A 20,484-nucleotide genomic window follows, 5' to 3' on the forward strand; every position below is an offset into this window, starting at 1 on the left:
CGTATGGACACCAGAAAGGTGCAGATCACGGGCGGGTCGACCTTCACCGTCTCGATCCCCAAGGAGTGGGCGACGGACAACGGGATCGACGCGGGGACGGAGGTCTCCTTCTATCAGGACGGCGATTCGCTGTTGCTCTCGCCGCGTCGGGGCGACGAGATCGTCGAGGGGACCCTCGACATCGCCGACTTGCGGGGTCGCGACCTCACGCGCGCGGTCGTGACGATGTACGTCAGCGGGTTCGACGTTATTCGACTGGAGACGGGTCAAGTCACCGCCGACCAGCGCCGCAGCGTTCGGGACGCGACCCAGGGGCTCGTGGGCCTCGAGGTCGTCGAGGAGACCGGCGAACACGTCGTGTTACAGGACCTGCTCGACTCGGGACAGCTCTCGGTCCACAACGCCGTCACGCGAATGCGCCTGATCGCGACGACGATGCTCGCGGACGCGGTGCGCGCGCTGGTCGAGGACGACGACGATCTGGCTGCGGACGTCATCGAGCGCGACGACGACGTCGACCGCCTCTGGTTCATGGTCTCGCGGGTCTTTCGCTCCACCCTCCGAAACCCGGGTACGGCCGCCGAGATCGGACTGGGACGGGAGGCGTGTTTCGACTACCACTCGAGCGCCCGCCAGTTAGAACGAATCGCCGACCACTCGGCGAAGATCGCGAACATCGCACTCGACCTCGGAGAGATCCCCGACGAGGTCGCAACGGCGCTCGATGATCTCCACGAGGACAGCGTCGCCGTCGTCGAGGAGGCGATGGATGCCTTTCTCGAGGAGGACAGTTCGCGGGGGACTCGACTTGCGAATCAGGCCCGAGAGGACGTCGAAGCGATCGATCGACACACCCGGAGCGCCGACGAGAGGATCAGGAACCTCGACGACGCTCATCAGGCACAGTTCCTCGGGCTCGTCGTCGACTCGCTTTCCCGTACCGCCGACTACGGGGGTAACATCGCCGAGACGGCGCTTCAGAAGGCCGCGCCACGGCCCTAGTTCCTTGTCGTCGATATCGACGTATCCGCCAGTGGTTGGACGGCCGGATCGAAAAACGGTCGATTACTCCTCGAGGACGGCGTTGACCTGTCCGTCCTGACCGGGTCGGGAGGTGACGCGCGCTTTCCCTTCGGAGGTCTCGATGAGCGCGCCCTTCGTGATGATGTTCCGGCGGACGTAGTTGGGGTTTGCGGGGTTCTCGACGACGTCCTCGATCGTCGCGCTCGTGACTTCGCCGCCGACCGAGACGCTCGCGAGGTCCGTCGCGATCGCGCGGACCTTCCGGCTGTTGCCCCGTGCGTCGACGGTCTTGAACTTCTTTTCACCCACTTGTGTCTCGGTGGGGCCGCGTCCGAGCTGGTGTTTCTTTCGCTTCGACATCGGGCGCAGTCGTCCGCCGGTTCGCTTTCGCGTCGAACGGCCGTGATCGTTCATACCTGTGAGCAGCGCCGGTGGCTACTAAAAGGGATCGCATCCGAACCGCTTACCTCCCCTCGGGGAGCACCCTCGACGGATGAGTCTCCGGGTCGCCGTCGCCGCGCCGTTTCAGGGTGCGGGCACACGCACGATGGAGGAGAGCCGGTTCGTCGTCTCGCTGTCGCTGGATCGGAACTGGTTCTCGCCCGATCAGGCAAAACGCCTGATCGACGTGGCCGTAAGCGAGGGACTGCTCGACCGGACCGACGCGGGCCTCGAGGCGACCTTTCCGGTCGACGCCGTCGAGATCCCCGAGGACTTCTCCCCCGAGGAGGACCTGCTGGTCGAGCGCTCGCCGTTCGAGCGCGTGCTGGAGGCGATCGTGGCAGCGGGCGTCGAGAAACGGACCGCAGTCGCCCGCATCAACGAACTCCAGCGCGAACTGGGCGTCACCATCGAGGTCGCGGCGGTCGTCTTCGCGCGCAGGCAGGGTGTGGACGTCTCGGAGAACGTCCCGGCGATCCGCGAGACGCTGAACCGGGAGTGATAGGGGGTGTCGTAGAAACCCATAAAGTTCCCGTCCGTGGATCGAAACACGGCGTCGGCTCCCGGGAGTCGAACTATCCGGTTAGCTACGACAACCCCTATAAGCCGCCGCGAGTACCAGGGACATGGTCGAGGAACGACTCGCCGACGGGACGCGGATCGCCCAGTTGCTCGCGAGCGAGGTCGACGGCCGCGTCGCCGGGATTCTCGATACTCTCTCGGTTCGCGGGGCGAATCCCGAGGTCGAGCCGACCGCAAACGGCGCCTTTGCCTACGCGATCGAAGCCGACGGCGACCGGCTCGCGGCGGTCTACGTCCATCCCGACCGCGCACACGTAGAGTTCTCGGCGAGCGAGACGGTCGTCGAGGCCGCCGAATCGGAGGGACTGCGGGTGCGCCCGAAGGCGACGCGTCCCCCGAAAACGCTCGTGTTCGTCGAGGACGGCGCGCAGGTAAAACGCGCGGTGTCGGTGCTCGGACGGGCTGTTCAGTCGAACTGAGCGACGAGGTCGGGCAGGTCGCGGACGAGGTCCTCCCTGTCGAGGTGGGCGTCGGCTCGTGGATCGGGGTCGGGGCCGCCCGGATAGAGGACCTGAACGACCGTCATACCGATCTCCGAGGCGCCCGTGACGTCCGCCTCGACGCTGTCGCCAACGTAGACCGCCTCCTCGGGGGAGATTTCGAGCGCGCCTAGAATCGCCTCGAACGCCCTCGGATGGGGTTTTCCCGCCTCGAGTTCGCCGGTGATGACCGCCGCGTCGAACAGCCCCTCCCAGCCGAGCGTCCGCAGTTTGTCGCGCTGGGCGACGACCGGCCCGTTGGTCAGCAGGCCGACCGCGTAGCGCTGTCGGAGGTCCCCGATCAAGGATTCGACCCCCTCGACCGGTTCGAGGCTGTCGGCGATCGCGTTCCGGTAGGCCTCGGCGAGCGCCTCGCCGGCCTCTTCCTCTTCGAGCAAATCCGCGAAGATCGGCCCGCGAGTCTCGTGAGAATGGGCGCGCTGGTGGGCGGCGCCGTACTCCTCTCGGGAGAACCCAACGGGGATCCCGGCCGACTCCGACGCCTCCGAAAGCAGCGTAGACCGGTCGCGTGAAACCACCGCAAGGGTGTAATCGAGGTCGAACACGACCGCTCTGGGTGCCATACCCCCTATACGAACGCCCGGCATTTGAGGGTATCCTATCGACTCCGACCGTCCGAACGGGTTCGACGTGGTCCGTCGGCGATACGACCATCGGGACCGAAACGGGAACGTTGTAGTCGTCGCCCCGTGATGGGCGCCTATGAGCTTCTTCGAGCGACTCGCCGGGCGGATCGAGGAGGTAGACAGCGTCGTCTGTGTGGGCCTCGACCCCGACCCGAGCAGGATCCCCGAGCACCTTCGGGATCGCGACCTTCCCCGGTGGGCGTTCAACCGCCGGATCATCGACGCGACCCATTCCCATGCCGCCGCCTACAAGCCCAACGCCGCTTTCTACGAGGACCCCGACGGGTGGCGCGCGCTGACCGAGACGATCGCCTACGCCCACGGGAAGGACGTGCCGGTGATCCTCGACGCCAAACGCGCCGACATCGGCAATACGGCGAGACAGTACGCGAAACTCGTCGATCCTGACCACTCCCATAGCGCGGACGCCATCACCGTTAACCCCTACATGGGCCGCGATTCGCTCGAACCGTTCCTCTTACAGGAGGGGATAGGTGTGTTCGTGCTCTGTCGGACCTCGAATCCGGGGGGAAGCGACCTTCAGGACCTCGAACTCGCCTCCGGTGAGGCCGTCTACGAGCGGGTCGCCGCGCTCTGTGACCTGTGGAACGCCAACGGGAACGTCGGCCTCGTGGTCGGTGCGACTGCACCCGAGGAGATAGAGGAACTCCGCGAGCAGGTCCCCGACCTCCCCTTCCTCGTACCCGGGGTCGGCTCGCAGGGCGGGGACGCCGAAGCCGCCGTCGAGTTCGGACTGAGCGAGGGGGTCGGCGTCGTCAACTCCTCGCGCGGGATCATCTTCGCCGGTGAGCAGGACTCGGAGCGACGATCCGGAATCGACGGCGAGAGCGACGACTTCGCGAAGGCCGCCGGCGAGGCGGCCAAACGCCTCAAAAAACGATTGAACCGGTATCGGTAGCCCCGACTCCCATCCTTATGTGGCTCGACGGAGCCGTATCCCCATGAACGATCTGGAAACGAGGGCCGCGGTCGCGGAACGCGCCGCCCGCGCCGGGGGCGACCTCGCCCTCTCGCGGTTTCGGACCGACATCACCGTCGAGACCAAAGACGGCAAGACCGACGTAGTGACGCAGGCCGACCGCGACGCCCAGAACCGGGCCATCGAGGTCATCCGCGAGGAGTTCCCGAGCGACGCGATCGTCGGCGAGGAGGAAGACGCGCTGAAGGAGGTCCCCGCGGAGGGAGCGGCGTGGGTGATCGACCCGATCGACGGCACCAGCAACTTCGTGCGCGACGTCCCGATCTGGGCGAGTAGCGTCGCGGCGACGATCGACGGCGAACCCGTCGCCGCGACCAACGCGATGCCCGCGATCGACGACTACTACGTGGCCGACGATGACGAGACGCGGCTGAACGGGGAGTTGGTTCGGGTGAGCGACCGGACGGACCCCGAGGCCTGTACGGTGGCGCCGACGCTGTGGTGGGACTTCGACCAGCGCGAGGCGTTCGCCCGGGTCGTCCGGGGAGTCGTCGAGCGCTTCGGCGACGTGCGCCGGTTCGGCTGTGCGCAGGCGACGCTCTCGCTGGTCGCGGACGGCGGTCTCGACGGGGCGCTCAGCGACGTCCGCCCGAACCCGTGGGACACCGTCGCGGGCGTCCACCTCCTGCGGAACGCGGGCGGCGAAGCGACGGACGTCGAGGGCGAGCGCTGGCGTCACGACAGTACGGGCCTCGTGGTCTCGAACGGTCACGTCCACGAAACTGTCCTTGACGCGGTTCGGACGACCCGCGATTGATCGACCGGCCGACGAACCGACTACTGTCGTCCGCCAAGACAGCTCGCACACTGTCCGTGCTGCCGGTCGAAGTGGCGCTCACAGACCAGACTCCCACAGTTCGGACAGGTGTGGCTGGCGGGCGCGTTCTCGCAGTGCTGGCAGAGTCCCGACTGGCTCATAGGGAGCCTACAGCATCGATCCCCTTCAGTCCGCCGCCGGGACGTTTACGGTCCCCGCTTCCCTAGCCTCCGTGTGACCGGATCGCGGCTGCTCGTGGGACTCGCGTCGGTGTTCGTCGGAGTCGCCGCTCTCATGCTCGTGGTGGCGTCGGCCTACCGGACGCCGGTACCGCTCGCGATCGCGCTTCCGTTCGGCGTCACCGGCTACCTGCTGTGGTATCAGGGGACCGGCCGGCTCGCCGCCCGGATACGGGAACGCGCCCGCCGACCCGACGGTCGAACCCACACCCGAACCCGAACCGGACCCCGGGAGCGAACGCGGGCGAACCGCCGTCGTCCGCCACGCCAGCCCCCCACCGGGCCGACCCGCCGGGAGGCCTACCGAACCCTCGGCCTCGACCCCGGTGCCGAGCGGTCGGAGATCAGACGCGCCTACCGCGAGAAGGTCAAAACGACCCACCCCGACAGCGGCGGCGACGAGGCGGCGTTCAAGGAGGTCACGAGCGCCTACGAGCGCCTCTCCGAATGAGTACGGATGACACCGGATCGACTCCGTGTTCAATGATACCACGAAACGAGTGGTTTTTGTCGACTCCCACTAACGCCCACTCATGAGCGCCGACCGAGCCGTGTTGCGCGAGGCGATCGAACACGGCGAGCGCGAGGGCGGCAGCGTCGAGTTCAAGGAGCGACTCACCCGGGCCGAGCACCTCCACGGAGGTCGGATGGAGAGTCTGGCGGCCCAGCTTCGCCACCGCGTACTCTCGGGCGACGGCGAGGCGACCTACGTCGTCGGCGTCACCGATTCCGGTGGCATCGCCGGGATCACCCACGAGGCGTTCTCCGAGTCGATGGACGTCCTCTCGCTGCTCGCAGAAGAGGCGAGCGCCCACATCCACGACGTCCAGACGTGGGCCGCCGACGGCGTCGACGGCGAGGACGGCCTCGTGGGAGTCGCGACCCTCCGACGCGGGGCGATGCTCGAAACCGACGACGAACACGTCGTCATCGGCACGGCGGGCCACGTCGACCACGGCAAAAGCACGCTCGTCGGTTCGTTGGTCACCGGCCAGCGCGACGATGGCGAGGGCGGGACTCGGGGCTTTCTCGACGTCCAGCCCCACGAGGTCGAACGCGGCCTCTCGGCGGACCTCTCGTACGCCGTCTACGGCTTCCGGGGGGGAGAGCCCGTCCGAATGGACAACCCCCACCGCAAGGACGACCGAGCGGGCGTCGTTCGCGAGTCCGACCGCCTCGTCTCCTTCGTCGACACGGTGGGCCACGAGCCGTGGCTCAGGACAACCATCCGTGGGCTCGTCGGCCAGAAGCTCGATTACGGACTGCTCACGGTGGCGGCCGACGACGGCCCCACGAAGACGACCCGCGAGCACCTCGGGGTGTTGCTCGCGACCGACCTCCCCACCATCGTTGCGATCACCAAGATCGATCTGGTCGACGAGGAGCGGGCCGAGGAGGTCACCCGCGAGGTCGAGCGCCTGCTGCGGGACGTGGGTCGCACCCCGCTGCCGGTGGTCCGCCACGGCGTGAACGCGGCGATCGAGGAGATAAACGAGACGGTCGTCCCGATCCTGCAGACGAGCGCCGTTACCGGTCGGGGGATGGAGACGCTGGATGCGATCTTCGAGCAGCTTCCCAAGCGCGCGAGCGACGAGGGCGACTTTCGGCTGTACATCGACCGGACCTACTCCATCACCGGCGTCGGCGCGGTCGCCTCCGGGACGGTGAAATCCGGCGCCGTCGAGGTCGGCGACGAACTGCTGTTGGGGCCGCTCGCCGACGGGACGTTCGCCGAGGTCGAGGTGCGCTCGATCGAGATGCACTACCACCGGGTTGAGGAGGCTCGGGCGGGCCGGATCGTCGGCATCGCGCTCAAGGGGGTTCGGGAGGCCGACATCGAACGCGGAATGGTGCTCCTTCCACGGGAGGCCGACCCCGAACCAGTCCGCGAGTTCGACGCCGAGGTGATGGTACTCAACCACCCTACGCGGATCGGGACGGGCTACGAACCGGTCGTCCACCTCGAAACGATCGGCGAGGCGGGCGTGTTCACCCCTACGGAGGGCCGCCTCCTCCCGGGCGATACCGGCACCACCCGTGTGCGTTTCAAGTTCCGCCCCTACCTCGTCGAGGAGGGCCAGCGGTTCGTCTTCCGCGAGGGGCGCTCCAAGGGCGTCGGCACCGTCACGGACGTAAACCCGAGCGACTGACGTATCCCTCTTCTCGGCGTTCCGCGAGGTCGACCAGCACCAACCACCCGAGAAGTCGCTTGACCCGCTTGCGCCAGAGCGCCTTCCAGTCGGGGTTCCGATGGCGCTCCCACCGGGGGACCGCCTCGAAGCGCTCGAAGACCTCCTCGGGGGTAAGCGGGTCCGCCGAGAGGATTTCGGTCACCTCGCGGGCGCCGTAGACACCCGCGAGCAACGCCTCAGACAGGGCGGGATCGGGCTCCCCGTGGGACCGGTAGAACCCCGACTCCCCCTCTCGAACCAGCCCCAGTCCCCGGAGGAACGTCAGCCAGTCGCTCGCCGCGTCGGGGTCGACGTCGGTGCGCGAGGCGAGGCGCTCACAGCAGCTCTCCTCGGGTTCGGGGACGAGCGGGACCGCCTCGTGGATCCGCTCGAGTTCCGCGAGGTTGCCGGGCGGTTCGGGCACCGGCTTCGTCCTCATAGCCCGAAGCTATCGGTGAGAAGCTCCTCGTTTCGCTGGCCGTAGTGATACGTCCCCCCGCCGAGGACGTCGATCGTCACCTGTGCGGGCGCGAAGATCGACTCGGGAACGTCGTAGAGCTCCCAGTCGACGTCCTCGAAGATCTCGGCGAACGGCCGGCCGTACTCCTCGGAGGCGGTGGAGGCCACCTCGGAAAAGCGGTCGAACTCCTCGCGGACGACGACATGGGCGCGCCCACCGTAGGCCAGCGCGTCGTTGGTCCGGCCGATGGCGGCCTCCTCGCTGCCGGCGACGGGTGCGACGGGCGCGCTCGCGCTCGCGGTGACGATGTCCAGCGGGTCGTAGCCCAGTTCCGAGAGCCGGAAGACGGCGAGTTCGGCCCCCCGGGCGGCCATGTTGACGCTCCCGACGAGGCTCGCCGTCGAGAACGCGGGGAGGAAGAGCGCGCCCGTGTCGACCTCGGCTAGTTCGGCGACCTGCCGGGCGGCCGACGCTGTGGGCAGGTCCTCGCTCTCGACCGTGAGCACCGCGAAGTCGAGGACGTCCTCGTAGCCCACGCGGGCGAACTCCTCCTCCTCGGCGACCAGCGCGCGGGCCGGCCCCGAACCCAGTCCCTCGAAGTCCTCGACGCCGAGTTCCCAGCCGGCCTTCTGCGAACACAGCACCGAGAGCGCGGGCTGGTCGGTCGAGAACTCGACGAACGGCATCGGAACGCCGCCGACCTCGTCCATCCGGGTCTGGACGGTCGCAAGGCCCGCCGTCTGGATCTCGACGAGCAGGAGGCCGGCTTCGAGTCCGCCCTCGGCCTCGACGCCGAAATCCAGTACCGTGGTCTCGCCGTCGAGTTCCGAGACGATCAGGTCGAGTTCGTCGGCGAAGTCGATCGCCTCGTCGACGAGTTCGAGCGCCATGCGGTTGAGGCTGTCCATACCCCGATTGCGCGAGGGGTTGCCTTGGAAATATCGGTCCGTCAGTCGCCCCGCGGTTCGCGCCCGAGTTCGCGCTCGACGGCCGCGACCTTCTCGCTTGCCCCCTCGGTGCTCGTCCGTTTGTCGTCGATCATCAACACGGTGCTGACCCGGTCGCCGTCGACCGCCTCGTGGGCGGCGCGTCGGCCGCAAACAGCTCCTCGGTGCTCTCGGCCTCGATGACGGTCCCCATCGGGTTGGTCTCGTAGGAGACGTCGAACTCCTCCAAGGCGTCGACTGCCTTCGCGACCTCCCCGGCCATGCTCCCCTCGACCACGGGTGCGACGCTCAGCAGTGCGATGACGGTCATACGCGACCTGACGCGGGCCACGAACCTAAAACCGACCGGTGCTACCGGAGGGACTCGGCGAGCGAGGTGAGCACCTGTGTGCCCATCTCGGTCGGGGTCGCCGTCTCGTTCACCCGGTCGTACTCGATCAGCCCCGCATCGGTCAGTTTCGGGAGGTGGATGTGCCTGAGCGATCGGAGGACCCGATCGGAGTCCTCGATCGCGGCCCCGTCCGAATCCGCGGCCGCGATCGCCGCTGCGAGGTCGGTCGCGTCGATCGGTCCGCCGTGTTCACACATCCGTTCGAGCACGAACCGTCGCTGGGGTTTCGCGAGCGTTCGCAGCGCGATGTCGAGATCGCTTGGTGCTTCCTCCGTCGCCGCTGGCGTCGAACTGCCGGTCTTCGTTCCCATTACATACGTATTAATAGATATATTATAAAAAGAATACGGCCTAATCAATTAGGTATCGGACTGATCGTCACGATCGAAAAAGGCGTCGAGCAGCTTGCGCTCTGCCACGCGGAGGTGCTGGTGGAGCGTCGAGGGGGTGATCCCGAGCGACTCGGCGATCTCCTCGCCGGTGCTCTCGCGGGGCCAGCCGAAAAAGCCCGAGAGGTACGCCGTTTGCAACACCTCGCGCTGGCGTTCGGTGAGGTCCGCCTCGAGGACGGCCCGAAACGCCTGCCGGTTCGTCCCCGAGCGTTCGACCTGGCGCCGTGCGCGCAACTCCCCGTCGGGATGGTTCGCGAGGATCCCCTCGATCACCGCCTTGACCGCGACCGACTGGGGAAGCGTCGCCACGAGGCGACACGCTCCCTCGCTCACCAACAGCGACTCGACGGTCGCGCCCTGATCGGCGAACTCGGCGAGCAGCGACTCCGCGAGGCGGAGTTCGACCAGCGCCGCGTCCGTCCCGTCGGTAACGACCCGCGCGCTCTCGACCGCCGGAGACGACGAGAGCCGATCGAGAGCCGCCTCTGTGTCCCCTTCGATCGCGTAGAACTCCAGTACGTCGCCGTGTTCGTCGGAGACGGTGCCTTCGAGCGACACCTCGTAGCCCTCCTCCGAGAGGGCGATCAGGGGTTCGGGCGTGTCCGCGAACCCGAACCGGAGTTCGGTGACGGTATCGGCGACGAGCGCCATCTTGCTCTCGGCGGCGTTGATCGCGTGACCGATCGTCCGCCCGAGTTCGTCGAGCACTGTCCGTTCTTCCCCGCCGAACGCCTCGGTTCGATCGGAGTAGACCCCCAGAACCCCGTAGACGGTCTCGCCGTAGACGAGCGGGATCGCGGCGATCGAGCGGTACTCCCGATCGAGGGCGGCCTCGGCCCACGCCGCCGTGGTCTCGGTGGGTCGGACGAACCGCGACTCGCCCGCCGTGAGAGCGGTCCCGGTCGGTTCGCCATCCATTTCGACCGGGATCGGGGCGTCGAGATATCCCGACTCGACGCCGGCGGCGGTTCGAGGCTCGACGGTTCTCCCCGTTACGGCCGGCTCGCCGATCCACGCGAAGCGATAGGGCGGGGCGTTCGCCAACTGTTCGCAGACCTCGCGTTCGATCTCCTCGCGAGTGACGGCGGTCACGAGCGCCCCGTTGACGGTTCGGATGACGGCGTTGATGTGATTCAACGTCCGAAGCTCGTCGTTTCGGTCGCGCAGATCCACCGAGAACTCGCGGGTCCGAAGGAGGTTCTCGATCCGGCCGTGTAGCTCGGTCTTCTTGACCGGGGCGGTGATGAGTTCGTCGACACCCTCCTGGACGACGGCGTCGATCTGCGACCAGATCTCGGAGCTGATCTCCCCGAGGTGTTGTTGGGAGACGACGAGTAGGTAGGGCAGAAAAACCGGTTCGGCGGCCGTCTTTCGTTTCGCGAGCCGTGTCGCGTGGCGTTCGAGCGAGACCCGGTCCATGATACATAGATCCGGCGAGCGCTCCGGGTCGCTCTCGTCGATGGCGCTTGTAACCTCGTGTCGATTCGAGAGCCACTCGACGAGTAGCCGGCGGTTCTCGTCGCGGTCGATCAACAGGAGTATCTCGGCCATTCAACCGGCCTCGATGAGCGTTTCGGTCCGGTGCCCTCGGCGACCGAGCGCGTGAGGGGCGCTCACCGCTCGTCCTCCGGACCGCCGTCGCGTATCAGTTCGTTCGGGCCGTCGATCCACTCGGGCGTACCGTTCAAGATCCCTCGGAGATCCGTCATCGGCTCGCCGATGCGGATGCCGTACTCGTCGAGTTTGAACTCTCGAACCGTGCGCTCGAAGTCGCTCGTTCGCTTTTTCAGGACACCGATCGCCTTTCGCATCTCGCCGCCGATCTCCAAGTGGCGCAAGAAGAGGATGTTATCCGCGAGGTAGCTCACGCCTTCGTCGGTCACCTCGAAGTTGCCGGCAATGGAGTTGGTCTCGTTGATCAGGAGGAGGGTCGCGCCCATGTTCTTCATGTACTTGCCGATCTTGTGGATCTCGCGCGTCAGGTCGTCGTGGTTTCCGTACACCGAGAGGCGATAGCCCACGATCCCGTCGAGCATCACGATCTCCGTGCCCTCCTCTTCGACCTCCTGACGCACGCGGTAGGCGAACTCGTCGGCCGAGAGTTCGAGCGGCTCGATCTCCTCGATCCGCAGCGTCCCCTTCTCGAGCATCTCTCCGACGGGCATGTTGATCGACTCACACCGGTGGATCAGCGTCTCCCTTCCCTCCTCGAACGTATAGACCACCGAACGCTCGCCCCGACCAGCGGCCTCCTTCATGAACTGGATCCCGGTGGTGGTCTTGCCGACGCCCGTCGGCCCGGTGATGATCGTCGCCGTACCCCGTTCGAGACCGCCATACAGCAACTGATCGAGTTCGGGCACCCCCGAGGGGATGGTCTCGTCGGCGAACTCCCGACCGTGCTGGCGCGGGATGAGGTCGGGAAAGACGCACATTCTTCCCTCTCGGATTCGAAACGAGTGACGCCCGTCCTCGAAGTCCGAGCCGCGTAACTTGGTCACTTCGAGGAGTCGCTCGCGCGCGTCGCGTGTGAGCGTGATCGTTCCGTCGCTCATGAACTGGAGGTCGTCGTCGGGCTGGGGCGTCGTGTCCTGTGAGGTAAACAGCACCGTCGCGCCCTCGCCGTGGAGGAACTGCATGAACGAGAGCACCTGCTTTCGGAACTGGTAGTCGTCGGGTGCGAGATAGCGAAGCTGGGTCAGCGGGTCGACGAACACCCGATCCGGGGTGAGCGTCTCGACCCGGTCTGCGATCTCGGCGGTCAGCGACTCCTGTTCGACCTCATCGGGACTGAATATGTCATAGGAGAGGTCCTTCGAGAAGAACTCCGAATCCGGGCTCAGATCCAGAAATTCTATCCCCTCGATGTCGAACCCGAAGGAGACGGCGTTCTGGCGGATGTTCTCCTCCGATTCCTCCAGGTTAATGTAGAGGACCTCCTCGTCGCGTTCGGTCCCCCGGAGGAGGAAATGAAGCCCCAACAGGCTCTTTCCGGTCCCCGGATCGCCCCGGACCATGTAGGTTCGTTCGGGGAGGAATCCGCCATGAAGGATCGAATCGACACCCTCGATACCCGTCGACACCCGCTCGCCGACCGACTCCTGCGTCTGCATACTATTTTATTTCCTACGAAGCAATATAATTTATTATAAATCTCAGTAGATAGACAGTCGGATAGCTAGTCCAAACAGGTGTACGGAAGGACGGTTCGACGGGCCGAACGGCGGGGGCTACTGGAACCCGATCCGGCTACCCTGCCTGTTCCGACCGGGTTCGGCGGTGCCGCCCGCGAAGTCGTCTTTGATCTGTTCGTAGTACTCGAGGATGTCGTCGGTGATCGTCGGCCGGACCGACTCCATCGCCCCCCTGAAGTGGCGCATCTCGACGACCTCCGCGTCGCTGTCCTCGCGAAGCGCCGTCATCGCGGCCTCGCGGGCGATGCTCGCCAGATCGCTGCCGACGAACCCGTCGGTGATCTCCGCGAGTTCGCGCAGGCTGACGTCGGCCGCAAGCGGGATGTCCTGCGTGTGGATCTCGAGGATCTCCTCGCGACCCTCCTCGCCGGGCTGGCCGACCATGACGAGCCGGTCGAACCGCCCCGAGCGAATCAGCGCGGGGTCGATCATGTCCGGTCTGTTAGTCGCGGCGATCACCATCACGTTCTCCATCTCCTCGAGCCCGTCGAGTTCCGTGAGGAGTTGGTTGACAACCCGCTCGGAGACGTTCGAGCCGACGTCCTGGCCCCGTGCGGGCGCGAGGCTGTCGAGTTCGTCGAAGAAGATCACCGTGGGGCTCACTTGCCGGGCCTTCCGGAAGGTCTGACGGATCGCCTTCTCGGATTCGCCGACCCACTTGCTGAGCAGTTGAGGTCCGCGGATCGAGATGAAATTGGCGTTGGTCTCGTTGGCGACAGCTTTCGCCATCAGCGTCTTGCCGGTGCCCGGTGGACCGTAGAGCAGAACGCCCGCGGGCGGGTCGATCCCCAACCGGGTGAAGCGCTCGGGATTGGTCAGGGGCCACTCGACGCTCTCTTTGACGTCGCCGATGGCGTCCTCGAGGCCGCCGACGTCGTCCCAGGACATCTTCGGCAGCTCGACGAGCACCTCGCGCATGGCGCTCGGCTCGACCTCGCCGAGCGCCCCGCGGAAGTCCCCACGCTTGACGATCATCCGGTCGATCAGTTCGGGGGGCACTTCCTCCTCGTCGAGGTTGATCTGCGGGAGATACCGCCGCAGGGCGCGCATCGCGGCCTCCTTCGTGAGGCTCTCGATGTCCGCGCCGACGAACCCGTGGGTGTCGTCGGCGAGTTCCGAGAGGCTCACGTCGTCCGAGAGGGGCATTCCTCTGGTGTGGATCTGGAGGATCTCTTCGCGCCCGGTTTCGTCGGGCACGTCGATCGAGATCTCCCGGTCGAAGCGCCCCGGCCGACGAAGGGCGGGATCGACGCTGTCGACCCGGTTGGTCGCGGCGATGACGATGACCTGTCCCCTACTTTCGAGGCCGTCCATCATCGTCAGAAGCTGGGCGACGACCCGTCGTTCGACCTCGCCGGTGACGTCCTCGCGCTTTGGCGCGATCGAGTCGAGTTCGTCGATGAAGATGATCGACGGGGCCTCCTCACTCGCGTCCTCGAAGATCTCCCGCAGTTGCTGTTCCGATTCGCCGTAGTACTTCGAGATGATCTCCGGTCCCGCAATAGAGAAGAAGCTCGCGCTGGTCTCGTTTGCGACCGCCTTCGCGAGCAGCGTCTTCCCCGTCCCGGGCGGGCCGTGGAGGAGGACCCCTTGGGGCGGCTCGATCCCCAGCTTCTTGAAGATCTGGGGGTGTTTCATCGGCAGTTCGACCATCTCGCGCACGCGCTGGATCTCGTTCTGGAGGCCGCCGATGTCCTCGTAGGTGATGCCCGAACCGGCCTTCTCGAAGCCCGAGATGGGCTCTTCTCGCAGCTCGACGTCGGTGTCCTCGGTGATGAGACAGACGCCTTCGGGGTCGGTTTCGACGGCGATGAGGGGGATCGCCTGACCGGGCGAGCGCATGAAGGGGTGGTTCGTCGAGGACATGACGGGGACGATGTCACGCTCGACGACCGGACGTTTGAGGATCTGGCGTTTGACCATGCCGGCGGCGTCCGAGCCGAACTGGACCGACGCCTCTTCCGGGGGCGCGAGCACCAGTTTCTCGGCCTTCGTCGCGTCGGCCTTCCTGATGGTGACGCGCTCGCCAATGCCGACGTCGGCGTTCTGGCGGGTGAAGCCGTCGATACGCACAGTATCAGTGTTCCAGTCCTGGCGGTCGGCGCGCCAGACCTTCGCGGCGGTGGTGTCGCCGCCTTCGATCTCGATGATGTCTCCGGGACTCAGCTTCAGGTGCAACAACGTGTCCGGGTCGAGGCGGGCGATGCCTCTCCCGGAGTCGTTCGGGTAGGCTTTCGCCACCTCGAGTTGTACTTCGTTCATGATGGGGCTGCGGGGATGGGTGTTTGTCGGTTTCCGGGGCCGATAGGTCTTGTGTTGCGTGCGCTACCGGCGGCTGTGTTACTCCTTCGCACGATACTCTACGCACGAGCGGGTACAAAACCCTACTGCTTGGATGAGGCTTTCACGGGGTCCGTTCGTGACGAATCGCCACCCCGATCGGACGCTTTTTGTCCGCGACCACGAGGGCTAGGGTATGAGAACGCTTGCGTTCGACGGACGGACCGGTGCGAGCGGCGACATGATTCTGGGGGCGCTCCTGGCCGCCGGTGGGGATCCCGGGGCGCTCGCCCCGATCGAGGGGGCCCTCGACGTGCGCTACGAGGTCCAAGACGTGGTGAAAAACGGCATCAGCGCGACGAGCGTGAACGTGACGCTGGCGGGCGGACACGACCATGGAAACCACGATCACGACGCGGATCACGGATCGCACGGTCACGATCACGGGAATCACACCGAACACGATCACGCTCACGCCGAGGGGGCGGGACCACACCGCTCGTATCGGGAGGTCTGCCGACTCGTTGAGTCGATGGACCTCGATCCCGACGTCGAGGAGGACGCGCTCGCGGTCTTCGAGCTCCTCGGGGAGGCCGAAGCCACTGTCCACGGCGAGGACCTCGACTCGATACACTTCCACGAAGTCGGTGCCGACGACGCCATCGCGGACGTGGTCGGTGCCGTCCTCCTCCTTGCCGACCTCTCTCCCGATCGGGTGGTGACGACGCCGCTCTCGTCGGGCGGGGGGACGGTGGAGATGAGCCACGGGACCTACCCCGTTCCCGGGCCGGCGGTCGTCGAGATCGCAGCACGGGCCGACTGGTCGGTCCGGGGCGGCCCGGTCGAGGCCGAACTCCTGACCCCGACGGGCGCGGCGATCCTCGCGCACGTCGCCGAAGGATGCGAGACGTTGCCCGATCTCCGTGTCGAGCGCTCGGGCTACGGCGCGGGCGACCGGGATATAGAGGACCACCCCAACGTCCTGCGGGCGATCGTCGGCGAGAAGGGGGACCTCGCCCGCGAGGAGATCACGGTGCTAGAGACCAACGTCGACGACGTCTCGCCCGAGGTGCTAGGCGGGCTTCAGGACACCCTCGTGGAGGCGGGCGCGCGCGACGTTTCGATCCTCCCGGCTACGATGAAGAAGTCCCGGCCCGGTCACCTCGTGAAGGTGATCTGCCGGCCCCCGGACGCCGAACGCGTCGCGTGCCGTCTCGCCGAGGAGACCGGAACGCTGGGGGTGCGCTCGACTCCCGGTATCCACCGCTGGGTCGCAAGCCGCGAGATCGAGACCGTTTCGCTCGACATCGGTGGCGAAACGTACGGGATCGACGTAAAAATCGCGAGCGACGAGTCGGGCGAGGTCTACGACACAAGCGCCGAGTACGACGACGCGGCGGCCGTCGCTCGCGAGACCGGACTACCGATCCGCGAGGTCCTGACCCGCGCGGAGGTGGCATGGCACGACCTCACGTGAACCTAGTACTGAAATAAACACATAGTATTATCATATCATTATCAGGACTAGGATTATGTCCGAGGCGGGTCGAGTGGTTACCGATGACCCCGGAACTCGTCTCGCGGCCGGAGGAACCGACGGCGACCACGAACGACCCGAGCGAACGCGGTACCTGCCCTTACTGTGGCGCGACCGCGATCAACGTCCAAGGACTGCTCGACTGCCCCGAGTGTGGGTTCTGAGCGTCCACTTACTCCTCGCGGTGTTTCTCCAAGGCCTCCTCGACGGTGAGTTCGCCGTGGGCGACCCGTCTGGCCAGCGCCTCGTCGATCTCGCGGTTCTCCGGCGAGCGCTCCCGGGAACGGCGTTTGATCACGGTGAGTTCGCCCTCGGTCGGCTCGATCTCGCGGTGCTCGATGGCCTCGCCCTCCATCCGGGCGATGTTGACCGCCGCGAGCACGTCACCCATCCCGCGGGCACCGGTTCCCAGCGAGGGGGTCGTCCCGGTCTCGTCGACGAGTTCCACTCGGACGCCGTCGAGGGCGTTGACGATCGTCGCGCCCTGAAGGCGCGCCCCATCCCCGATCCGCACGAGCGGGTCGAGGCCCCCTCGAACCTCCTCGATGACGAGTTCCGCAGCGTCGGCGAGCGGCACCTGAAAGGCCGCGACGACCGTCTCCCCCGAGAGGACCGCGATCCCCGGTCGATCCCCGGGATCGACGCCGATGATCGTCCGGCCGTCGCCCGTTCTGAGCGCCGAGAGGGCCGCCTCGACCGCTTCGCGGGGGTTGTCGGGGTCGGCCCGGATCGACTCGACGCCGTCGGGGGGTTCGTCGTCGGGTCCGCCGATCAGGACCCGGGTGCGCTCGGGGAGTTCGTCGCCGGGTTCGATCGTCGTGAACGCGACCCCGCGCTCGCGGAGTTCGCCTACGACGCCGTGATACACCTCGAAGTCCTCGGTTGCGACGACGATCACGCTCGGGGTTCGCCGTCGGCTCGCTAAACGTTTTCGCGGACCGGGGCGTTTTTGCCCCCGTCGGCCCGATTTCCGGCGTGAACGACGCCATTCCAGTCGGGTGTCCCCCGATCGACGACCTGCTCGGCGGCGGCGTCGAGCGCGGGACCGTCACGCAGGTCTACGGCCCGCCCGCCGCCGGCAAGACGAACCTCGCGCTGTGTGCCGCCGTCGCGTGCGCCGCGGCCGGCGAACGGGTCGCCTACATCGACACCGAGGGGCTCTCGCCCGACCGATTCGAGGACTTGCTCCGTGCCCGAAGCGACGACAACACCGGATTGCAAAACGATCCGGTTAGAAGTCAGAAATCTGTGATTTCTGACGACATCAAGACGCTGTCCTCCCGAATCGTCATCAGCGAGGCCCATACGTTCGAGGAGCAAGAGGAGGCCGTCCGGGACGTCGAGGACCTCGCAGAAGAGGTGTCGCTGATCGTGCTGGACAGTGCGACCGGCTTCTACCGACTGCAGCGCACCGAGGACGAGCGCGAGGGCGACGCGCTTCGATCCGTCGCCCGTCAGGTAACTCACCTGCTCGCGCTCGCGCGAAAACACGATCTCGCCGTACTCATCACCAATCAAGTGTTCTCGGATCCCGACTCGGATATGGTTCGCGCGCTGGGGGGGAACACGCTCGAACACTGGACCGGTACAGTGCTCAGAATCGATCGATTCCGCGGGGGAAAGCGCCGGGCAACGCTGGAGAAACACCGGGCGAAGCCCGCCGGCGAGTCGGCCCAGTTCCGGATCACCGACACGGGGTTAGCGGACGTCGACGAATTGACCGGGGCGTAGGCTGTGCTGGCCGAGCGCGCAGAGCGCGCTCGGCTTTTTAGTGCAGGTTTTTCGAGGAGCGGTTCCCGCAGCGCGCTAGCGTGAGGAAACCCGACGCAGAAAAAAGTGCGTCCCGAAATCCTTTTACCCGCTTCAGGGAGAAGTACAGGCAACTGAGTATCATGGACATCTCAATCGTTTCCGAGGAGGAAAACCCGATGTTGCACCGTACGGACGTCACCTTCGAGATCACCCACGAGGAGGCCACGCCCGAGCGCCTGTCGGTGAGGGACAGCCTCGCGGCGAAGCTCAACAAGGACGCCGAAGAGGTCGTTATCCGCGAGATGAACACCAAGTTCGGGATGCGCACGACCGTCGGATACGCGAAGGTCTACGAGAGCCCCGACTTCGCGCGCGACGTCGAGCAAGAGCACATGCTCGAACGCAACAAGATCAGCGCCGGCGAGGGCGACACCGCCGACGAGGGGGAGGAGGCGTAGATGGCCCGCTACGACCTCTACGAGGAGGACGGTTCGGTAGAGCGCGAGCAGTGTCCCCGGTGTGGCGACGCGTATCTCGCGGACCACGGCGACCGAATGCACTGCGGGCGCTGTAGCTACACCGAGTGGCAGTAGTGGCGTTGCGGAGTCAGTGATAGATGCGCGTTCTCGGGATTGAGGGGACGGCGTGGGCCGCGAGCGCCGCCTACTTCGATACGGAGACCGGTGACGTCTTCATCGACTCGGATCCCTACCAGCCCGAAAGCGGCGGCATTCACCCGCGTGAGGCCGCAGAACACATGGCCGGGGCGCTCCCAACGGTGATCGAGCGGGCGCTCTCGGAAGCCGACAGCGTAGACGCGGTCGCGTTCTCACGGGGCCCGGGGCTGGGTCCCTGTCTGCGAATCGTCGCCAGTGCTGCCCGCGCGCTCGCCCAATCCCTCGACGTGCCGCTGGTGGGCGCCAATCACATGGTCGCTCACCTCGAGATCGGCCGGCACCGCTCTGGTTTCTCCAATCCGGTCTGTCTCAACGCGAGCGGCGCGAACGCCCACGTGCTGGGCTATCACAACGGCCGGTATCAGGTGCTCGGCGAGACGATGGACACCGGGGTCGGGAACGCACTCGATAAGTTCGCGCGCCACCTCGAGTGGAGCCATCCGGGCGGGCCGAAGATCGAGGAGAGAGCGAGAGGAGGCGAGTATATCGACCTGCCGTACGTCGTCAAGGGGATGGACTTCTCGTTTTCGGGGATCATGAGCGCGGCGAAGGACGCCGTCGATTCCAGCGAGCGCATCGAGGACGTCTGTTTCTCACTGCAGGAGACCGTCTTCGCGATGCTCGCCGAGGTCAGCGAACGCGCCCTCTCGCTCACCGGAAGCGACGAACTCGTTTTGGGGGGTGGGGTCGGACAGAACGCTCGACTCAGAGAGATGCTCGCGGAGATGTGTGAGGCTCGCGGCGCGTCGTTTTACGCCCCCGAACCCCGATTCCTCCGGGACAACGCGGGAATGATCGCGGTGTTGGGTGCGACGATGGCCGACGCGGGCGACATCCTCGAGATCGACGAGTCGAGAGTCGATTCGAACTTCCGTCCCGATCAGGTCGACGTGACGTGGCGCGGCGCGGAGTCCGTCTCGCGACCGATGAACGAAGAACACGAGGTGATCGGCGCGGAAGCGGTCGTAGAACTCGACGAGGACGTACGGAAGCGCCGCCGCCCGAAGACCTACCGCCATCCGGCCCTCGATGCCCGGCTTCGACGCGAGCGCACCGCGAGCGAAGCCCGACTGACGAGCCTCGCACGGCGCGCTGGTGTTCCGACGCCCGCGATTCGGGACATCGACCTCCGGGAGGGAACGCTCGTCTTCGAGCACGTTGGCGAGGCCGATCTGAGCGCCGACCTCACGCCCGAACGCGTCCGCGAACTGGGGCGTCATCTGGCGACGCTCCACGACGCGGGGGTCGTCCACGGCGACCCGACACCCAGAAACGCGAGGGTCTCGGACCGACGGCTCTACTGCATCGACTTCGGGTTGGGCTATCACACCGACGAGATCGAGGACTACGCGATGGACCTCCACGTCTTCGAGCGCTCGCTCGCGGGCACGGCCGCCGATTTCGAGGCCTGTGTGGGGGCGTTCGAGGCGGGCTATTGCGAGGTCGGCGACCGTGCCGTGATCGACCAGCTCAGAGCGATCGAGGGCCGGGGGCGCTATCGGTAGTCCCTGAGGC

At 66.4% G+C, this 20,484-nt stretch carries 23 protein-coding genes and 1 pseudogene; 13 read left to right on the plus strand and 11 right to left on the minus strand.

Annotation, left to right across the window (positions count from 1 at the left end; all coding sequences use genetic code 11):
• The first annotated feature begins 3 nt into the window (after positions 1-3).
• Complete coding sequence (locus tag HAPAU_RS05655; protein WP_066380538.1) at positions 4-1,002, plus strand: phosphate signaling complex PhoU family protein; 999 nt, start codon at positions 4-6, stop codon at positions 1,000-1,002.
• 63 nt (positions 1,003-1,065) lie between these two features.
• Here HAPAU_RS05655 and HAPAU_RS05660 read toward each other — a convergent pair whose 3' ends face one another.
• On the minus strand, positions 1,066-1,437 hold the full coding sequence (locus HAPAU_RS05660) for a 30S ribosomal protein S8e (RefSeq protein ID WP_066380540.1): 372 nt from the start codon (positions 1,435-1,437) through the stop codon (positions 1,066-1,068).
• A gap of 79 nt (positions 1,438-1,516) precedes the next feature.
• Here HAPAU_RS05660 and HAPAU_RS05665 point away from each other — a divergent pair, with 79 nt between their 5' ends.
• Together HAPAU_RS05665 and HAPAU_RS05670 are read left to right on the plus strand one after the other, a co-directional pair.
• Entirely contained in the window at positions 1,517-1,966 is a 450-nt protein-coding gene (locus tag HAPAU_RS05665; RefSeq protein WP_066380542.1) for a DUF2240 family protein, read from the plus strand.
• Positions 1,967-2,090: 124 nt separating this feature from the next.
• A complete protein-coding gene (locus tag HAPAU_RS05670) occupies positions 2,091-2,465 on the plus strand; it encodes a hypothetical protein (protein ID WP_066380543.1) in 375 nt (124 codons plus the stop codon).
• Here the strand turns inward: HAPAU_RS05670 and HAPAU_RS05675 are convergent.
• Positions 2,453-3,109: an HAD family hydrolase gene (locus HAPAU_RS05675; RefSeq protein ID WP_066380545.1), complete on the minus strand. Its 657-nt coding sequence runs from the start codon at positions 3,107-3,109 to the stop codon at positions 2,453-2,455. The two genes, HAPAU_RS05670 and HAPAU_RS05675, sit on opposite strands and share 13 nt — an antisense overlap.
• A gap of 139 nt (positions 3,110-3,248) precedes the next feature.
• On the opposite strand from HAPAU_RS05675, the gene pyrF reads away from it, so the two are divergent.
• Positions 3,249-4,091 carry an orotidine-5'-phosphate decarboxylase gene (gene pyrF / locus HAPAU_RS05680; protein WP_066380547.1) on the plus strand — a complete coding sequence of 281 codons (843 nt, stop codon included), beginning with the start codon at positions 3,249-3,251 and terminating at the stop codon, positions 4,089-4,091.
• A gap of 43 nt (positions 4,092-4,134) precedes the next feature.
• Positions 4,135-4,929 carry an inositol monophosphatase family protein gene (locus tag HAPAU_RS05685; RefSeq protein WP_066380549.1) on the plus strand — a complete coding sequence of 265 codons (795 nt, stop codon included), beginning with the start codon at positions 4,135-4,137 and terminating at the stop codon, positions 4,927-4,929.
• A 20-nt stretch (positions 4,930-4,949) separates the two neighbouring features.
• On the opposite strand, the gene HAPAU_RS21570 is transcribed toward HAPAU_RS05685, so the two are convergent.
• On the minus strand, positions 4,950-5,090 hold the full coding sequence (locus tag HAPAU_RS21570; protein ID WP_169802624.1) for a hypothetical protein: 141 nt from the start codon (positions 5,088-5,090) through the stop codon (positions 4,950-4,952).
• A 73-nt stretch (positions 5,091-5,163) separates the two neighbouring features.
• On the opposite strand from HAPAU_RS21570, the gene HAPAU_RS05690 reads away from it, so the two are divergent.
• Positions 5,164-5,619 carry a J domain-containing protein gene (locus tag HAPAU_RS05690; RefSeq protein ID WP_066380552.1) on the plus strand — a complete coding sequence of 152 codons (456 nt, stop codon included), beginning with the start codon at positions 5,164-5,166 and terminating at the stop codon, positions 5,617-5,619.
• 82 nt (positions 5,620-5,701) lie between these two features.
• Entirely contained in the window at positions 5,702-7,318 is a 1,617-nt protein-coding gene (locus tag HAPAU_RS05695; protein ID WP_066380553.1) for a GTPBP1 family GTP-binding protein, read from the plus strand.
• Here HAPAU_RS05695 and HAPAU_RS05700 read toward each other — a convergent pair.
• From HAPAU_RS05700 to HAPAU_RS05730, 7 genes and pseudogenes are all read right to left on the minus strand, one after another.
• Positions 7,293-7,778 carry a hypothetical protein gene (locus HAPAU_RS05700; RefSeq protein ID WP_066380554.1) on the minus strand — a complete coding sequence of 162 codons (486 nt, stop codon included), beginning with the start codon at positions 7,776-7,778 and terminating at the stop codon, positions 7,293-7,295. The genes HAPAU_RS05695 and HAPAU_RS05700 overlap by 26 nt on opposite strands.
• Positions 7,775-8,707: a methenyltetrahydromethanopterin cyclohydrolase gene (gene mch, locus HAPAU_RS05705; protein ID WP_066380556.1), complete on the minus strand. Its 933-nt coding sequence runs from the start codon at positions 8,705-8,707 to the stop codon at positions 7,775-7,777. The genes HAPAU_RS05700 and mch overlap by 4 nt, the downstream gene beginning before the upstream one ends.
• A 41-nt stretch (positions 8,708-8,748) precedes the next feature.
• Positions 8,749-9,056 (minus strand): annotated as a pseudogene (locus tag HAPAU_RS05710) (thiamine-binding protein).
• Positions 9,057-9,097: 41 nt separating this feature from the next.
• Positions 9,098-9,448, minus strand: a complete 351-nt coding sequence (locus HAPAU_RS05715; RefSeq protein WP_066380560.1) for a DUF7344 domain-containing protein — start codon at positions 9,446-9,448, stop codon at positions 9,098-9,100.
• Between the two features lie 48 nt (positions 9,449-9,496).
• On the minus strand, positions 9,497-11,080 hold the full coding sequence (locus HAPAU_RS05720) for a bacterio-opsin activator domain-containing protein (RefSeq protein WP_066380562.1): 1,584 nt from the start codon (positions 11,078-11,080) through the stop codon (positions 9,497-9,499).
• A gap of 62 nt (positions 11,081-11,142) precedes the next feature.
• Positions 11,143-12,642: an ATPase domain-containing protein gene (locus tag HAPAU_RS05725; protein ID WP_066380564.1), complete on the minus strand. Its 1,500-nt coding sequence runs from the start codon at positions 12,640-12,642 to the stop codon at positions 11,143-11,145.
• Between the two features lie 117 nt (positions 12,643-12,759).
• A complete protein-coding gene (locus HAPAU_RS05730; RefSeq protein ID WP_066380566.1) occupies positions 12,760-14,985 on the minus strand; it encodes a CDC48 family AAA ATPase in 2,226 nt (741 codons plus the stop codon).
• Positions 14,986-15,199: 214 nt separating this feature from the next.
• Here HAPAU_RS05730 and larC point away from each other — a divergent pair, with 214 nt between their 5' ends.
• Positions 15,200-16,480, plus strand: a complete 1,281-nt coding sequence (larC, locus tag HAPAU_RS05735; protein WP_066380568.1) for a nickel pincer cofactor biosynthesis protein LarC — start codon at positions 15,200-15,202, stop codon at positions 16,478-16,480.
• Positions 16,481-16,563: 83 nt separating this feature from the next.
• Positions 16,564-16,704: a hypothetical protein gene (locus HAPAU_RS21575; protein ID WP_169802625.1), complete on the plus strand. Its 141-nt coding sequence runs from the start codon at positions 16,564-16,566 to the stop codon at positions 16,702-16,704.
• An 8-nt stretch (positions 16,705-16,712) separates the two neighbouring features.
• On the opposite strand, the gene HAPAU_RS05740 is transcribed toward HAPAU_RS21575, so the two are convergent.
• A complete protein-coding gene (locus tag HAPAU_RS05740; RefSeq protein ID WP_066380570.1) occupies positions 16,713-17,438 on the minus strand; it encodes a hypothetical protein in 726 nt (241 codons plus the stop codon).
• Between the two features lie 77 nt (positions 17,439-17,515).
• On the opposite strand from HAPAU_RS05740, the gene radB reads away from it, so the two are divergent.
• The 4 genes from radB (at position 17,516) to HAPAU_RS05760 (ending at position 20,474) form a co-directional block, all read left to right on the plus strand.
• Positions 17,516-18,271, plus strand: coding sequence for a DNA repair and recombination protein RadB (gene radB, locus HAPAU_RS05745; RefSeq protein ID WP_066380572.1), 756 nt, complete (start codon positions 17,516-17,518; stop codon positions 18,269-18,271).
• 161 nt (positions 18,272-18,432) lie between these two features.
• Positions 18,433-18,750: a 30S ribosomal protein S24e gene (locus HAPAU_RS05750; RefSeq protein ID WP_066380574.1), complete on the plus strand. Its 318-nt coding sequence runs from the start codon at positions 18,433-18,435 to the stop codon at positions 18,748-18,750.
• Entirely contained in the window at positions 18,751-18,885 is a 135-nt protein-coding gene (locus HAPAU_RS05755; RefSeq protein ID WP_066380576.1) for a 30S ribosomal protein S27ae, read from the plus strand.
• Between the two features lie 23 nt (positions 18,886-18,908).
• Complete coding sequence (locus tag HAPAU_RS05760) at positions 18,909-20,474, plus strand: bifunctional N(6)-L-threonylcarbamoyladenine synthase/serine/threonine protein kinase (protein ID WP_066380578.1); 1,566 nt, start codon at positions 18,909-18,911, stop codon at positions 20,472-20,474.
• Positions 20,475-20,484: the final 10 nt, after the last annotated feature.

Source organism: Halalkalicoccus paucihalophilus, assembly GCF_001593955.1.
GTDB lineage: Archaea > Halobacteriota > Halobacteria > Halobacteriales > Halalkalicoccaceae > Halalkalicoccus > Halalkalicoccus paucihalophilus.

Coding starts and splice junctions, on each gene's coding strand:
- HAPAU_RS05670 (WP_066380543.1), top strand. CDS start 2,091: ATGGTCGAGGAACGACTCGCCGACGGGACGCGGATCGCCCAGTTGCTC.
- HAPAU_RS05655 (WP_066380538.1), top strand. CDS start 4: ATGGACACCAGAAAGGTGCAGATCACGGGCGGGTCGACCTTCACCGTC.
- HAPAU_RS05685 (WP_066380549.1), top strand. CDS start 4,135: ATGAACGATCTGGAAACGAGGGCCGCGGTCGCGGAACGCGCCGCCCGC.
- HAPAU_RS05675 (WP_066380545.1), bottom strand. CDS start 3,109: ATGGCACCCAGAGCGGTCGTGTTCGACCTCGATTACACCCTTGCGGTG.
- HAPAU_RS05760 (WP_066380578.1), top strand. CDS start 18,909: ATGCGCGTTCTCGGGATTGAGGGGACGGCGTGGGCCGCGAGCGCCGCC.
- mch (WP_066380556.1), bottom strand. CDS start 8,707: ATGGACAGCCTCAACCGCATGGCGCTCGAACTCGTCGACGAGGCGATC.
- HAPAU_RS05730 (WP_066380566.1), bottom strand. CDS start 14,985: ATGAACGAAGTACAACTCGAGGTGGCGAAAGCCTACCCGAACGACTCC.
- HAPAU_RS05755 (WP_066380576.1), top strand. CDS start 18,751: ATGGCCCGCTACGACCTCTACGAGGAGGACGGTTCGGTAGAGCGCGAG.
- HAPAU_RS05720 (WP_066380562.1), bottom strand. CDS start 11,080: ATGGCCGAGATACTCCTGTTGATCGACCGCGACGAGAACCGCCGGCTA.
- HAPAU_RS05700 (WP_066380554.1), bottom strand. CDS start 7,778: ATGAGGACGAAGCCGGTGCCCGAACCGCCCGGCAACCTCGCGGAACTC.
- HAPAU_RS05660 (WP_066380540.1), bottom strand. CDS start 1,437: ATGAACGATCACGGCCGTTCGACGCGAAAGCGAACCGGCGGACGACTG.
- HAPAU_RS05725 (WP_066380564.1), bottom strand. CDS start 12,642: ATGCAGACGCAGGAGTCGGTCGGCGAGCGGGTGTCGACGGGTATCGAG.
- HAPAU_RS05750 (WP_066380574.1), top strand. CDS start 18,433: ATGGACATCTCAATCGTTTCCGAGGAGGAAAACCCGATGTTGCACCGT.
- pyrF (WP_066380547.1), top strand. CDS start 3,249: ATGAGCTTCTTCGAGCGACTCGCCGGGCGGATCGAGGAGGTAGACAGC.
- larC (WP_066380568.1), top strand. CDS start 15,200: ATGAGAACGCTTGCGTTCGACGGACGGACCGGTGCGAGCGGCGACATG.
- HAPAU_RS05715 (WP_066380560.1), bottom strand. CDS start 9,448: ATGGGAACGAAGACCGGCAGTTCGACGCCAGCGGCGACGGAGGAAGCA.
- HAPAU_RS21570 (WP_169802624.1), bottom strand. CDS start 5,090: ATGAGCCAGTCGGGACTCTGCCAGCACTGCGAGAACGCGCCCGCCAGC.
- HAPAU_RS05695 (WP_066380553.1), top strand. CDS start 5,702: ATGAGCGCCGACCGAGCCGTGTTGCGCGAGGCGATCGAACACGGCGAG.
- HAPAU_RS05665 (WP_066380542.1), top strand. CDS start 1,517: ATGAGTCTCCGGGTCGCCGTCGCCGCGCCGTTTCAGGGTGCGGGCACA.
- HAPAU_RS21575 (WP_169802625.1), top strand. CDS start 16,564: ATGACCCCGGAACTCGTCTCGCGGCCGGAGGAACCGACGGCGACCACG.